Annotated in this window: 15 protein-coding genes; 6 read left to right on the top strand and 9 right to left on the bottom strand. The window is 62.9% G+C overall.

Translation table 11 applies throughout. The annotated features are described in order from the left end of the window. Positions 1–132: 132 nt before the first annotated feature. The 7 genes from FJ980_RS04525 to FJ980_RS04500 form a co-directional block, all read right to left on the bottom strand. Positions 133–462, bottom strand: coding sequence for a DUF2934 domain-containing protein (locus tag FJ980_RS04525; protein WP_140541736.1), 330 nt, complete (start codon positions 460–462; stop codon positions 133–135). 115 nt (positions 463–577) lie between these two features. Continuing rightward, the gene (locus FJ980_RS04520) at positions 578–1,687 is read right to left on the bottom strand and encodes a mandelate racemase/muconate lactonizing enzyme family protein (protein ID WP_140541735.1); all 1,110 of its coding nucleotides are present in this window, start codon (positions 1,685–1,687) and stop codon (positions 578–580) included. A gap of 55 nt (positions 1,688–1,742) precedes the next feature. Next, positions 1,743–1,919, bottom strand: coding sequence for a glycine cleavage T C-terminal barrel domain-containing protein (locus FJ980_RS35260; RefSeq protein WP_246676309.1), 177 nt, complete (start codon positions 1,917–1,919; stop codon positions 1,743–1,745). An 8-nt stretch (positions 1,920–1,927) separates the two neighbouring features. Then, complete coding sequence (locus tag FJ980_RS04515) at positions 1,928–4,183, bottom strand: FAD-dependent oxidoreductase (protein ID WP_246676307.1); 2,256 nt, start codon at positions 4,181–4,183, stop codon at positions 1,928–1,930. Positions 4,184–4,330: 147 nt separating this feature from the next. Beyond that, positions 4,331–5,329, bottom strand: a complete 999-nt coding sequence (locus FJ980_RS04510; protein WP_140541734.1) for a L,D-transpeptidase — start codon at positions 5,327–5,329, stop codon at positions 4,331–4,333. 311 nt (positions 5,330–5,640) lie between these two features. Then, entirely contained in the window at positions 5,641–5,868 is a 228-nt protein-coding gene (locus FJ980_RS04505) for a hypothetical protein (RefSeq protein ID WP_140541733.1), read from the bottom strand. Positions 5,869–5,932: 64 nt separating this feature from the next. Further along, a complete protein-coding gene (locus FJ980_RS04500) occupies positions 5,933–6,820 on the bottom strand; it encodes a transcriptional regulator GcvA (RefSeq protein WP_140541732.1) in 888 nt (295 codons plus the stop codon). Positions 6,821–6,955: 135 nt separating this feature from the next. Here FJ980_RS04500 and FJ980_RS04495 point away from each other — a divergent pair, with 135 nt between their 5' ends. The 4 genes from FJ980_RS04495 (at position 6,956) to FJ980_RS04480 (ending at position 9,502) form a co-directional block, all read left to right on the top strand. Further along, on the top strand, positions 6,956–7,417 hold the full coding sequence (locus FJ980_RS04495; protein ID WP_140541731.1) for a VOC family protein: 462 nt from the start codon (positions 6,956–6,958) through the stop codon (positions 7,415–7,417). A 37-nt stretch (positions 7,418–7,454) separates the two neighbouring features. Then, on the top strand, positions 7,455–8,201 hold the full coding sequence (locus tag FJ980_RS04490) for an SDR family oxidoreductase (RefSeq protein ID WP_140541730.1): 747 nt from the start codon (positions 7,455–7,457) through the stop codon (positions 8,199–8,201). A 130-nt stretch (positions 8,202–8,331) separates the two neighbouring features. Further along, on the top strand, positions 8,332–8,697 hold the full coding sequence (locus FJ980_RS04485) for a hypothetical protein (RefSeq protein WP_140541729.1): 366 nt from the start codon (positions 8,332–8,334) through the stop codon (positions 8,695–8,697). An 82-nt stretch (positions 8,698–8,779) separates the two neighbouring features. Continuing rightward, positions 8,780–9,502 (top strand): hypothetical protein, encoded by a 723-nt coding sequence (locus tag FJ980_RS04480; RefSeq protein ID WP_140541728.1) that lies wholly within the window; start codon positions 8,780–8,782, stop codon positions 9,500–9,502. A 129-nt stretch (positions 9,503–9,631) separates the two neighbouring features. On the opposite strand, the gene FJ980_RS04475 is transcribed toward FJ980_RS04480, so the two are convergent. Then, on the bottom strand, positions 9,632–10,363 hold the full coding sequence (locus FJ980_RS04475; protein ID WP_140541727.1) for a GntR family transcriptional regulator: 732 nt from the start codon (positions 10,361–10,363) through the stop codon (positions 9,632–9,634). 185 nt (positions 10,364–10,548) lie between these two features. Here FJ980_RS04475 and FJ980_RS04470 point away from each other — a divergent pair, with 185 nt between their 5' ends. Further along, the gene (locus FJ980_RS04470) at positions 10,549–11,562 is read left to right on the top strand and encodes an SIS domain-containing protein (RefSeq protein ID WP_140541726.1); all 1,014 of its coding nucleotides are present in this window, start codon (positions 10,549–10,551) and stop codon (positions 11,560–11,562) included. Positions 11,563–11,602: 40 nt separating this feature from the next. Then, positions 11,603–12,415, top strand: a complete 813-nt coding sequence (locus tag FJ980_RS04465; RefSeq protein ID WP_140541725.1) for a PfkB family carbohydrate kinase — start codon at positions 11,603–11,605, stop codon at positions 12,413–12,415. Positions 12,416–12,418: 3 nt separating this feature from the next. Here FJ980_RS04465 and FJ980_RS04460 read toward each other — a convergent pair whose 3' ends face one another. Further along, positions 12,419–13,390: an amino acid ABC transporter permease gene (locus FJ980_RS04460; RefSeq protein ID WP_140541724.1), complete on the bottom strand. Its 972-nt coding sequence runs from the start codon at positions 13,388–13,390 to the stop codon at positions 12,419–12,421.

The raw sequence follows: 13,390 nt of genomic DNA, 5'->3' as shown, positions 1-13,390 counted from the left end.
GGTCTGCGCCGCGTCGCTTCGCTCCTGCTTCGCCCTAGAATGACGATCGCGATGGGCGTTTCGGCCAATCTCCAACGCGTACACCTGCCAACGCAAACAGAGCCGACCGGTCAAAATCTCAGTGCAGTGCCACTAATCGACACCGCGCTTGCGTGCCTGCAGATCGCGCGCCGCTTGCTCGATCGCAGCGCGGTCGTTGCCCAGCCGGTCGAGCAGCTCTTGCGCCTCATCGCCCGAAATGCCGGTGCGCATCGCAAGCGCCTCCACCGTCAGCACATCGGCGCTGTCGATCTCGCGCGTTTCTGGCAGCGCATCGCCTGCCGTCAGTGGCAGGGCGGCCTCGCGGTCGATCTCCATCTCCGCCTGATGCCAGTGCCGTTCATGATTGCCAAGGATGCCGCCCTCGCGCTGAAAGATCTCATAGGCACGCTGCCTGATCTTTTCGGTCCGATCGTCGTCCATCGCCGTTCCTCCTTGCGTGTCACTAGAACGCAGGACAGGGCGGAACGATCCGCGTCGTCCACGAAGTGATCGCCGGCACAATTTCGGCCTCCACCGCGCAGATTTGCGCCTAGTGTTACCGTCCGTATATCGCCACCGCTTTGCCGAACATGCCGGGCTCCGGCTTCACGCCCAGCCCCGGCCGCTGCGGCACGGCGATGTGCCCTTGCTTGATGATGACCGGCTGTTTCTGGTCGAAATGGCCCTTGATGTATTCCTGGGCGATCCAGGCGCCCTCCATGCGGCGCGGCTCGACGGTCGCGGCCAGATGCACACAGGCCGCCGCGATGATGTCGCCGCCCCAGGCGTCGTCGCAACTGTGCGGCAGCGAGCGGATGGCGCAAAGATCGCGCACGGTCGTCATCTTCGTCAGGCCACCCAGACGTGTCACTTTGAAGCCGAAGCCATCGGCGATGCCCAGCGAGATCGCCCGCAGCACGGCGTTCTGATCCTCGGTGCTTTCGTCGAGATAAACCGGATGTGTCATGCGGCCTTTCAGCGTCGCGATCTCGTCCATCGTGTTGCAGGGCTGCTCGAAGACGAAGGGAATTTGCTGGCAGAGCCGGTCAAGATGGATCGCTGCGGCCACCGTCAGGCCCCGGTTGCCGTCGACCGCTAGCCGAGCCGTGTAGCCGACCGCTTCCCAGACCTTGTGGACGACGGCGACGTCTTCTTCGAGATTGCGCCCGCCGATCTTCACCTGCAGGCGCGGGTAACCGGCGCTCACCTTGTCGGCGGCGATCCTCGCCGTCTCCTCCGGCGGGCCGACGATCAGCGAATAATAGGCCGGCACGCGGTCGGTCAGCGCGCCGCCCAGCAGCGTCGAGACCGGCACGCCGAGTTTTTGGCCGAGCAGGTCGAGGAACGCTATGTCGAAAGCGGCCTTGGCATAACCGTGGCCGTTGAGCCGCTCGTCCATCTGCTTGGCCAGAAGTCTGATCGAGGCGATCTCCGAACCGATCAGCCCCGGGGCGATTTCGGCGATCGCGGCGCGGGCGCCCAGCGCATGATGCGGCTGGTAGACCGGGCCGATCGGACAGGTCTCGCCCCATCCGGCAAAACCGTCATCGGTAACGATCTCGACCAGCGTCGAGTCCAGCGCCTCCACATCGGCCCTGGCCATGCGGTAGACGCCGCCTTTGACCGGCAATTGCGCCGAATAGACGTTGATCCGATCGATACGCATACGGGCTTCCCTCCGAAGGACACGTCGGCAACGGGGCCTTTGCAGGCCCTACCTATTACATCCGCGCCCTGGCCGAGGTCGGATCGTAAGGCGAATCCGCGATCACCTCGGCGACCTTCCAGTCGCCCAGGATCGCGACGTCGAGCTTGGTGCCGGGTTTCGAAAACCGCTCGGGCAGCAGCGCCAGCGCCACGTCATGCCCGAGCGCGTAGCCGTAGCCGCCCGACGTGATGCGCCCGATCAGCGCGCCGTCGCTGTGTAGAGTCCTTCATTGGCAAGCGTGCTGGCGCCGTCGGTGTCGATCCTGAGCGTCACGGATCGGCGCTGGTCGTTGCGCTCCTTGTATTTCAGAACCGCGTCACGGCCGACGAAGTCGCCCTTGTCGAGGCGGATGAAGCGCTCCAGCCCGCTCTCCAGCGCGTTGAGCTCCGGGTTCATGTCGCGATGCATGGCGCGATAGGATTTCTCGAGCCTGAGCGACTCCAGCGCGTGCAGCCCGACCAGCCGCATGCCGTGCTTCTCGCCTTCCTTGAGGATCGCGTCGAGCAATCGCCGCTGGTAGGGCAGGGGGTGATAGAGTTCCCAGCCGAGCTCGCCCTCATAGTTCACCCGCAGCAGCCGCACGTCGCTTGCCAAGGCGACGCTGCCGGTCTTGACGCCGAACCACGGAAAATTTTCGTTGGAAAGGTCAATCTCGGTCAGCGGCTGCAGCACCTCGCGCGCCTTGGGTCCGACGACGGTAAAGCAGCCGCGGTCGTTGGTGACGTTCTTCAAGTATACGCTGCCGTCGGCGGGAAGCAGTCTGGAAAGATCATCGAAGTTCCAGCGTTCGGCGCGCGGCGTCGAGATCAGGTAGAACAGGTCCTCGCCAAGCCGCGCCACCATATACTCCGCCTGCACGCCGCCGTTGGCCGTCAGCTGATGCGCCAGCGTCACCTTGCCGACGGCCGGCAGGCGGTTGGCGATGATCCGGTCCAGCCAGGCGGCCGCGCTCGGACCTGACACTTCGAACTTGGTCATAGGCGTCATCTCGACCAGCCCGACGGCGTTGCGCACCGCCTGCACTTCCTCGCCGACGAGGTTTCCCTTGGGCGTCCAGCGCCAGCTATATTGGTCCTTGGCCTTGACTCCGTCGCGCGCGAACCAGTTGGGCATCTCCCAGCCATTGAGCACGCCCCAAACCGCTCCCAGTTCCGTCAGCCGGTCATAGGAGGGCGCGGTCTTCTGCGGCCGCGCGGCGGGCATGTCCTGTCCCGGGTATTTCTGCTCGGCATGCGTGCCCCACGCCTCGCGCACCTTCTCGCGCGTCCATTCCTTGTTGGCGTAGTCGCCGAAGCGGCGCGGGTCGAGATCGGATGTATCGATACTGTTGCCGCCTTCGACGATCCGCTCCGACAAATAGTAGCCGATCGCTCCGCCCCACAGGACGCCGCCCGGCACGCCTTCGGCCAGCCAGACATTGGGCAGGCCCCAGGCCTGTCCCATCAAGGGCAGCTCGTCCGCCGTCATCTGGAACGGGCCACGCACATTGGCCTTGATGCCGACGCGCCCGAGCGCAGGTACCAGCTGCAGCGCCTGCTCCCAGTTCCACGACACCGCCTCGAAATCCTCTTCCAGCAGGTCGGCGCCGAACCAGGACGGCACGCCATCCTCCGCGAAGAGTTTCAGGTGTTCGGTGCGCTCATAGGGCCCGAACAGCAGCCCGTCGCCTTCCTCGCGCAGATAGCCCTCGAAACCTTCGTCGCGCAGGATCGGCATTTCGGGGCGGCCCGCGCGCTTGCGCTCCACCACTTCCGGCACCGCTTCGGTGATCCAGTACTGGTGCAGGATGGGGATCGCCGGGATCTCCAAGCCAAGCAGCGCGCCGGTCTGGCGCGCGTAATTGCCGGTGGCGCAAATCACATGCTCGCAGGTGATGTCGCCCTGGTTGGTCTCGACCAGCCATTCGCCGGAAGCGGTCCGCGTGAAGCCTGTGACCTCGGCGTTGAGATAGACTTTTGCGCCGAGATCCCGCGCGCCCTTGGCCATGGCATGCGTCACGTCGGCCGGCGCGATATGGCCGTCATCGGGATGGTAGAGCGCGCCCAGCATGTCCTTGTTGTCGAGCAGCGGCCAGAGCTTGCGCGCCTCGTCGGGGGTAAGCAATTGCGCCCGCATACCCTGCACCTCGGCCACGCTCATATAGCTCTTGAACTCGTCGAGCCGGTCTCTCGAATTGGCGATGCGCAACTGTCCGCATTTGTGCCATCCGACCGGCTGCCCGGTCTCCGCTTCTAGGCCCTCATAGATTTCGATCGTCTTTTTGATCATCCGCCCGACATTGATGTTGCGGGAATAGGACGGGATCAGCCCCGCCGCGTGCCAGGTCGAGCCGGCGGTGAGCTGCGTGCGCTCGAGCAGCGCGACATCCGTCCAGCCGCGCTTGGCCAGGCCATAAAGAATACCCGCGCCGACGCATCCGCCGCCGACGATCACCACCCGCGCATGTGCTTGCATCGAACCACCAAATCCGGACCATTCTCCAAACCGCGCTGTCGAAGCTACAGGCGAGGCAAGGCGGTGTAACGTTCTGAAAAACTGAGGATGACGATAAATTGGGCTTATGCAGCGGTGCGGCTCGGCGGATCGCGACCTGCCGGCATCTCACTGCACTTGCCCGTCCTGCGCCGTCTCGTCCTTGAAGTCGACTTTGGTGCCCGGCTTGACCATGGCGGCGAGGGCCTCGGCGTCCCAGTTGGTCAGCCGGATGCAGCCATGCGAGAAGGTGGTGCCGATCTTGCCTGGGTCAGGCGTGCCGTGAATGCCGTAGCTCTCGATCGAGAGATCGATCCACACCGATCCGACCGGATTGTTCGGCCCCTTGGCGATGGTGAAGGGCCGCTTGCTCTTGACGCCCTTGAAGGCGAATTTCGGATTGTATCGATAGGTCGGATTGTGCACCACGCGCTTGACCTCCGCCATGCCGCTCGGCGCCGGCTTTTCCTCGCTGCCGATCGAGGCAGGATAGACCGCGAGCGCTTTGCCCGACGCATCGAGCGCGCGCACCTGACGGGTGCCCTTGTCGACCTCGACGCTGGCGACGGCCGCGGGAGGATCGCCACGGCCGACATCGGGCACCACCAATGTGGTGTCGGCCTTCCTGAAACCGGCTTTGGGATTGAGCAGCCTCAGCAACTGTTCGCTGACATGGAAGCGCTCCGCAAGTTTTTCCCGCGCATTGCGATAGCCGAGCCGCTTCAGATGCGCCATCCGCTCCATGCGGGCAGGGATGCGCCTGGTGAACGGCCCGCGCAGATCCTTGGCCGTGACCTCGTAGTTTACCAGCACCGGCCCGGCGAAAGTCGCCGCGAGCTTGTCCCAGGTCTCGCGGGTGAGCTTGCCGTCGGAGGGCAGTCCGTTGGCCGCCTGGTAGGCCGCGACGGCCTTGGAGAAATTGTCGGAAAGGCGGCCGTCGATCAGGCCGGGGGAGAAGCGGGCGCGATCGAGAAGGATCTGCGCTCTGAGCACCATCGGATCGATGCCCTTCGGCTCGCCCTCGCTGAATTGCGCCTGGTTGACAGCGGCGAGGTCGAGCTTGGCTGCCAGCGTCCCGCCGCATGCGAGCGCCAGTGCCAATCCAGCGATAACAAGCAGCCTGATCATCGACGTCACTCCAGGATCGCGGCAAGAGCCTGTCTCTATGACGCGGCACGGCCGATGTGGTTCCTGTCGTGAGGAGCCGCGCGAAGATCATCACGAGTGTGCGCTTTCCCTCATATACGTTTGAATTTTAAGCTGGAAACCAGTTCCCATGAACGCAGAGAACTGGCATTATGGTGTCAGGGCCTGCGCATTTTCTTATTTCATGGCCCCTCGTCCTGGTAACCGGCGGCTCCCCAAACCCCCCGCCCATGCCGTCGGTTGCCCTGTTGGCCGCTTTTCCGAGCCCGGGCGGCTGCGTCAGCAGCGGCTAATCATCGGCTGGAATTAAGCTTCTGGATACGGCCCTTATCCAGCCGGAACACGCCGTCGGTACCGCCCTGGAGCTCGAAATCGGTTTGAAGCTCATCCCATGAGCCGAGATATTTGCCGCACTCGGCGCAATGGATCGCCGTTTCGGGTTGAGCATCGGCCGGAATTTGCAAACGGATGGTGCCGCAAAACGGGCATTCCAATTTGTGGTCCAGATACTCGCCAGCCATGGTTGCGCAGCATCGCGCAATCGGCGCGTCTTCGCAAGGCTGGGGATTTCGGCAAGCCTTTGCTTCAGCTCGGCTCGATCTCCGAAAACAGCCAATCGCGAAACGCCTTCACCTTGCGTTGGCGGATCGCTTCCGGCGGATAGACCAGATAGAAACTGGAGACCGCCTTCAGCGCATGGTCGAAGGGTCGTACCAACCTGCCGGTGGCGAGGTCGGCGGAGACGAGCATGGTGCGGCCGAGCACCACGCCTTCGCCCTGCACGGCCGACTCCACCGCGAAAGTGGCTGAATCGAAAGTGAGCCCGCTATTCGGGTCGACGCCTTCGACGCCGGCGCTGGCCAGCCACGCGGCCCAGTCGATGCGGTATCCGTCGCGGATCAGCGTGTGGTGCTTGAGGTCCTGCGGGTGCTTGAGCGGATGCGGCCCTTCCAGAAGCTTCGGACTGCAGACCGGAAAGACTTCCTCGCCGGTGAGAAATTCCGACGTCAGCCCGTGATAGTGGCCGGCGCCGTAGCGGATGGCGACGTCGATGCCGTCGCCGCGGAAATTGGTCAGTCGCCCGGTGGTCGAGACGCGCACGTCGATATCGCCATGCGCGCGATGAAAGCGGTAGAGCCTCGGCACCAGCCATTTTCCGGCGAAGCCATCCGAGGTGCTGACGTTGAGCGTCGAGCCCGAATGGCGCGAGGTCGCGGTTTGCGTCGCCAGCGCGAGCTGGTCGAGCGCCTCGCGCACGGCGACCGCGTAGGGCTCCCCGACGGGAGTGAGCCGCACCGAGCGCGTCGCTCGCTCGAAAAGCTGCACACCAAGCTGGTCCTCGAGATGCTTCACGGCGCGGCTGATCGCGCCATGGGTGAGGTTGAGCTCGTCGGCGGCCCGCGAAAAATTCAAATGCCGTGCAGCGGCCTCGAAGGCCGGCAAGGCGTTGAGCGGCGGCAGTCTGCGGGCCATGACGACAAAGCCATTTGTGAGTTATGGTAACAAATACTTGCCAAATTTTGGTTTGTCCGTCGAGCCTTTTCCAATCAAAAATCCTCACAGAATTTGTGATCAATACTCACTTAAGATCAGACCTGCGAGGACATCATGGCCACCGTTCATCCCTTCCTCTGGTTCAACCTCGATGCCGAAGCCGCGCGAGATTTCTATCTCTCGGTCTTCAAGAACAGCCGCGCGCTGCGGACCATCGAGTTCACCGACAAGCCGCATGCGATCTTCGATTTCGAGCTCGAAGGCCAGCGCTTCACCGCGCTCAACGCCGGCGGCGTGCCGCCCTTCAACGAGCGGATTTCGCTCTACATCGAAACCAAGGACCAGGCCGAAACCGATTATTTTTGGAACGCGCTGACCGCCGGCGGCGGCTCGGAGCAGCCCTGCGGCTGGCTGAAGGACAAGTTTGGCGTCTATTGGCAGGTCATTCCCGAACCGGCGCTGCGCCTGATGGACGACCCCGACCGCGCCAAGGCCGACCGGGCGCGTCAGGCGATGTATTCGATGAAGAAGATCATCCTCGCCGATATCGAAGCAGCCCACGCCGGCCGCGCCTGATTTTGAACCCATCATTGGAAGGACGGAGAAGACCCCCATGACCAGTCTCCCCATGTCATCGCTCAATCGAAAGAAGATCATTGTCGTCGGCGGCAGCTCCGGCATCGGTTTCGGCGTCGCGGCAGCGGCGCTTGAAAGCGGCGCGGAGGTGGTGATCGCCGGCCGTTCGGCCGAAAAGCTGAAGGCCGCCGAAAAGCGGCTCGGCGGGGCAGGGCGCGTGACGGGCATCGCCGCCGACATGGCCAATGAGGCCGAATTGTCCGGCTTGTTCGAGCAAGCCGGCGCTTTCGATCATCTGGTGGCGACGGCCGGCACGCCGCCGCCCAATTATCCGATCGGCGAGACCGATATGGATTTCGTGCGCCAATTTGTCGACGGCAAGTTGATCGGTGCGGTGATGCTGGCCAAGCACGCCGTGCGCACGCTGAACAAGGCTGGCTCGATAATCTTCACCTCCGGCATCAACAAGGACCGCCCGCCGGTTCCCGGCGGCTCGGTCGTTTCGGCGGTCGCCGGTTCCTTCACCTATTTCGCCCGGGCCCTGGCGCTGGAACTTGCGCCAACCCGCGTCAACATCGTCTCGCCCGGTTGGGTGGATACCGAAATGTGGGACGAGATCGTCGGCGTCGCCAAATCAGGCTATTTCGAGCAGATGGGCGCCCGACTGCCGGCTGGAAAGATCGCCAGGCCCGCCGATATCGCGCCGGCCTATCTCTATCTGATGCAGAACGAGTTCATGACCGGCGAGACCATCCACATCGACGGCGGGCAAAGGCTGGTGTGAGCGGTAGAGCCGGACCTCGATTTGAAGGTTCCGGCTTCACCTATTGCCACCCAAAAGGCCGGGCGCCGCCTTCCACACTTTCGCCGGCCAATGGCGTTTCCAGCGGAACGCTAATATAGATGATGCTCGAATGAGCAGCGCCTCCGCACCGTCGAGGAACGCCATGCGAAGGGTCATCGTCACAGCCATGTGGATTGTCGCCGCGACAGGCGCCGATGCTCATGACTGGTACGAAAACAAGGTCGACCCGGTAACCAACTTCAAATGTTGCGGCGGCACGGATTGTCGCCCCATCCCCGAGTCTGCCGTGCAATCCGGGGCCGACGGCGGCTATGTCTATCTTCCCGATGGCTTCAACATCCCGCGAGACCGCGTGCAGGAATCGCCAGACGGTCGCTACCATATCTGCGAGAACCATTACGTCATAACCAACCAGCCCTATCTGCGCTGTTTCTTCGCGCCGCGGCTCAAGGTCTCCCGACTGCTCCCGCGCTGATCTCAACGCCCGCCCGCATCCGCTCCGGCACATCCTTACAGGAAACCAAGCCTTAGCGCCTGAAAGCCTAGTTTAGGCGACGATGAATGCTCTCGGTTTCCTGTTTGGCCTCTGCCTGTCGGTCCTGGCCGTCGCCGCCGCCATCTGGATCGTCGCGTCCGGAGGTTCGGACAGGAATGCGCTGTTCATGCTGTTGGTGTCGCTTCTCCTGTTCGGCTGGACGATAGCCAGTGCGTATTCGCAACAAAAAACCGATCGTTGGCTCGCGCAATTCCCGGGACCGGTGGTGGTCAGCGCGCCGTTATGGCAGCGGGTTTTCTTTTGCGCCGTGCTGATTTTGTTCGGATGCTTGCCTACTTTCGGTGGGGCGGTCATCAGCATCAGGCGCGGCGACTGGGACCTGCTCCAGATCGTTGTTGTGTGCCTCTTTGGTTTGTGCTGCGCGATAGGCGCCCTTTATCAATTGCCGCGCCGTGTGCTTGTACTCAGCCTTGACGGCCTAGAATACCGATCCTTCCGGAGCCGCCATTACTATCGTTGGTCGGAGTTCTCGAATTTCCATGTCGTTGGCGGGCGCTGGCCCCACATTCTGTGCGAACTCGCGGACCAAGCGAGCCGCCACCAGTTCTCTCCGCGCTCGCTGCTGATTAGTGGCCCGTTGGGCTCGCCAAAATCCATGCTGAAGGTGTTGCTCATTTCATGGCAGGCGCGGGCGCTCGCCAACGCGTCGGCACAGGCCGCTGCTTCTCAATCCGCGGCGTGCGATCCGTACCAGCGCAAAGGGTCGCTTCTCGACTACGCTTAGGTCTGGTGATCGATACCCGCCGGGCGCTCGGACTGCGCGTATCCGAAATAGCCCATGATTTTCCGCGCTAGTCACGGCCCTCGATATCTGCAAGGCACCTGACACTGGTCATTGCCACCATTTGAGCGTTCACTTTCGTGCGAAGCTGAAGGCGAATTGGCTGCCGCGGTGATAGACGGCGGCATGGACGACCGGGGTTCCTGTCCCATCGAAACAGGTTTCCGTAATGAGCAGGGCTGGCCCAAAGTCGCGCAAGTCGTTGCGCTGCACGATTTCGTCGGGCAGCGTCACGGCTGCAACGGAGGCGGACGACATACGCGGCTGATGGCGGTGCTTTTCCAGCAGGGCGAGCAGCGAGCCGCTCCATTCGATGTCGAAAAGGCGCCCCGGCAAAAAGCTGCGCGGTACGTAGTCGAGCGAATAGATGAGGGGCACATCGTTGTGCAATCGCAGCCGTTCAAGCCGGATGACGCGCTCTCCGTCCGCTAGCCGCAATTGCTGCTGTATCAATGGATCGGGCGTTTCCTCGGCGATGGAAAGAACCTTGTTGACGGTACTGTAGCCGTAGTGGCGCGACATGTCGGTCACGCTCTCGAACACCGTGATCGGACGGTCGACCTGGACGGCGGAGTTCGCGGTCACGAAGCGGCCGAGACCATGAGTGACGGAGATGATGCCGTCCTGTTCGAGAAGCTTCAGCGCTTCGCGCAGGGCAGGGCGCGAGATGCGGAAGCGCTGCGTCAGCTGGGATTCCGTTGGCAGCCGGTCGCCGGGCTTGAGCCCTTCGGTCCTGATGAGGTCGGCCATGCGGTCGCGCAGCTGAACCGCCAATGTGCGCGCATCCCGAAGCGGCTCGTCCACGTCCCTCTTCCCCATTGTGCCAACTCTCCTTTTGTTGTCGGACAATCGCGCTCAGGTCAAGCGGAGGCATGCCGTGGCGATCGCATGTCGTATAGGCAACGTATGGGAACCTATCCGCAAAATTTCTCTTGAAATGTGCTGCTGCAGATGTCAGTTGTCTTACAACTGAATTGATCGAGGGAACGATGCTCAATTTCGATGAAGCCCGGTTTATGCGCATCCAATCGGGGGCGGTGGCCTTGCGCGAGCGCATTGAAGCCGTTGTGGCGCAGTGCCTCGCCGCCGAGGCGCAAAACATCTTCTTTCTCGGCACCGGCGGTGCAGCGATCCTGATGCATCCGGCGGCGCAATTGCTGCAGCGCCGATCTGGCTTTCCGGCCTTCGTCGACATCACCGCCGAGCTGCAGCTTGTCCAATCCGTGCACCTGACCGACAAATCGATCGTCGTGTTGCCCTCGCTCTCCGGCACCACGAAGGAAAGCGTGGCACTGCTGTCCCGGATCAAGGACGTCGGGGCGATGGTGATCACGCTGGTCGGACATGAGGAGACGCCGCTCGGCAAGGGCGGGGACCATGTCTTCGTCAACTTCGCCGAGGACGACACGTCCTGCGAGTCCTTCTATCTCCAGTCGCTCTTCATCGCGCTTGCAGCGCTGAAGCATCGCGGCGAGCTCGCCGAATCCGAACGGATTTTCGCCGAACTGGAGCAGTTGCCGCGACTGTTGCTGGAGGTGAAGCAGAACTATGAACAGGAAGCCGCCGGCTTCGCGCAAAAACTGGCCGCCTCCGACTATCACATCATAACCGGCGCTGGGAATGTCTGGCCGCAGGCCTGGTATTACGGCATGTGCATCCTGGAGGAGATGCAGTGGATCCGGACCCGCCCCGTGCATGCTTCAGACTTTTTCCATGGCACCCTGGAGCTGGTAGACAAAGATGTCAGCGTGGTGCTCCTCAAGGGCGAGGACAGCGCGCGGCCGCTGGCCGATCGCGTCGAGAAATTCACCCCTACCTATACGGACAAGTTGACGGTGCTCGACACCGCCGATTTTGAATTGCCCGGCATTTCGCCGGATGTGCGCGCGCTGGTTTCGCCGATCGTGCTCGCGACCGCCCTCGAACGGGTCAGCGCGCATCTCGAGGTGATCCGTAACCACCCGCTGACGACGCGCCGCTACTATAAGCGCGTTGCCTATTGAGCTTAGCTCTCGGCGTCAGCTTGATCGTGCAGCGCAGGATATGAGCAGCCTTCGATTTGCCGCCGTCGGTGACAACTGCATCGACCGCCTCGGAGCGCCGATCGGCCGCTCGCTGGTCGGCGGCAACGCGCTCAACGTTGCCGTCCAGCTCGCGTGGCTTGGCCATAACAGCTTCTATTTCGGCGCGGTCGGCCGCGACGCCGAGGGCGAACGCACCCGCGCTGTGCTCGAAGCCAATCGGGTGGCGGTCAAGCACCTGCGCGTAGACCAGCGCAACACCGCCTGGACCGACATCAAAGTCTTGCCGTCGGGCGAGCGTTTGATTGCCGCCGAGGATTTCGGCGCCTGCGCCGGCTTTGCGCCGGACGAGGCCGAACTGGCGATCCTGGGGACGATGGATCACGTCCATATCGGCTGGCTGGACGATGGCGGCGCCTTGCGTAGGCACCTGTCGCGGGCAGGCGTCAGCGTCTCGCAGGATATCTCGGTCAACGCCGATCCCGCCGATCTCGGTGTGGAGGGATTGAGCATAGTTTTCTGCTCGACCGGCCAGCCTTGGGACGCGGCGGAAGCGATGGCCGCCGATCTCCTGTCGCGCGGCGCAGGCTGCGCCGTCGTCATGCGCGGTGCCGAGGGGTCGATGGCGCTGACGGCCCGCGAGCGCGCCGAGACCGGCATCCGCCCGGTCGAGGTCGTCGACACGACCGGCGCCGGCGACAGTTTCATCGCCGGTTTCCTGCATGCCTGGCTGGCGAGGAAGCCGCTCTTGCTGTGCCTCGAAAGCGGCCGCGATCATGCCGCTCTTGCCTGCTGCCATCTGGGCGGCTTTCCCCAAGAGGGGATGCCGCATTGAAGCTCAGCGTTTGAGCGATCGCCCGAACCGTTCCTCGATGCGGGACTGCAGGAATTCGAGCCCGATGGACAAAATCCAATAGATCATCGAGGCGGTGATCAGCATCTCGATATGCCGGAACTCGGTCTGGCCCTGCGTGCGCGCCAGATACATGATCTCCCAGACCCCGACGACCGAGACCAGGGAGGAATCCTTCAGCATCGCGATGAACTGATTGCCCGTCGGCGGCACGATGACGCGCATCGCCTGCGGCAGGATCACCAGGAACATCGTCTGGTTGGGGCTGAGCCCAAGTGCGGTGGCGCCTTCCGTCTGGCCGCGCGGGATGCTTTCGATGCCGGCGCGGAAAATCTCGGTCATATACGCACCGTAGCAAAGCGACAGCGCCATAATCCCGGCAGGCACGGCCCCGATCACATAACCGACCTGCGGCAGGCCGAGATAGATGATGTAGATCTGCATCAGTAATGGCAGCCCGCGAAACAGCGAAGTGTAGAACGTTGCAAGGCCATAGACGATGCCGTTCTTGGAGAGCTTGGCTATGGCGCCGATGAAGGCGATGACTGTCGCGATGGCGATCGAAATGGCGGAGATGTAGAGCGTGGTCACCACGCCCTGCGAGATGAGGAAACCGATCTTCCGGGCGATGAAAGAAAAGGACAGGTCAAAGGAATAGAAGAACAGCATTAGCAGCACGAACAGCTCGATCCATACCGCCACGATCTGCTGCTTGCGCCCGAGTTGCTGTAGCGCCTTCCAGTTGGCGGCCACGATCAGCGCGATCAGCACCGCCGAGACGGCTCGCGCCACCACGGGATTGGCCGCAAGCCAGTCGATCGAGCTCGGGATCAGCTTGCCGATCCAGTCTGCCTTGATGCCGAGACCGTAGAGGCCCGCGGCGAAAGCGGCGAGCGCCAGGCACACGCCGATGCGGCGCGTGGCGTCCGGATAGTTGAGCAGCAGTCTGCCGATCAC

It is taken from the genome of Mesorhizobium sp. B1-1-5 (assembly GCF_006443065.1).
GTDB lineage: Bacteria > Pseudomonadota > Alphaproteobacteria > Rhizobiales > Rhizobiaceae > Mesorhizobium.
Note: the sequence above shows the minus strand (reverse complement) of the source record. Positions and strands in the feature narration are given on the sequence as shown.

Coding starts and splice junctions, on each gene's coding strand:
- FJ980_RS04525 (WP_140541736.1), bottom strand. CDS start 462: ATGGACGACGATCGGACCGAAAAGATCAGGCAGCGTGCCTATGAGATC.
- FJ980_RS04520 (WP_140541735.1), bottom strand. CDS start 1,687: ATGCGTATCGATCGGATCAACGTCTATTCGGCGCAATTGCCGGTCAAA.
- FJ980_RS04515 (WP_246676307.1), bottom strand. CDS start 4,183: ATGCAAGCACATGCGCGGGTGGTGATCGTCGGCGGCGGATGCGTCGGC.
- FJ980_RS04510 (WP_140541734.1), bottom strand. CDS start 5,329: ATGATCAGGCTGCTTGTTATCGCTGGATTGGCACTGGCGCTCGCATGC.
- FJ980_RS04505 (WP_140541733.1), bottom strand. CDS start 5,868: ATGGCTGGCGAGTATCTGGACCACAAATTGGAATGCCCGTTTTGCGGC.
- FJ980_RS04500 (WP_140541732.1), bottom strand. CDS start 6,820: ATGGCCCGCAGACTGCCGCCGCTCAACGCCTTGCCGGCCTTCGAGGCC.
- FJ980_RS04495 (WP_140541731.1), top strand. CDS start 6,956: ATGGCCACCGTTCATCCCTTCCTCTGGTTCAACCTCGATGCCGAAGCC.
- FJ980_RS04490 (WP_140541730.1), top strand. CDS start 7,455: ATGACCAGTCTCCCCATGTCATCGCTCAATCGAAAGAAGATCATTGTC.
- FJ980_RS04485 (WP_140541729.1), top strand. CDS start 8,332: ATGAGCAGCGCCTCCGCACCGTCGAGGAACGCCATGCGAAGGGTCATC.
- FJ980_RS04480 (WP_140541728.1), top strand. CDS start 8,780: ATGAATGCTCTCGGTTTCCTGTTTGGCCTCTGCCTGTCGGTCCTGGCC.
- FJ980_RS04470 (WP_140541726.1), top strand. CDS start 10,549: ATGCTCAATTTCGATGAAGCCCGGTTTATGCGCATCCAATCGGGGGCG.
- FJ980_RS04465 (WP_140541725.1), top strand. CDS start 11,603: ATGAGCAGCCTTCGATTTGCCGCCGTCGGTGACAACTGCATCGACCGC.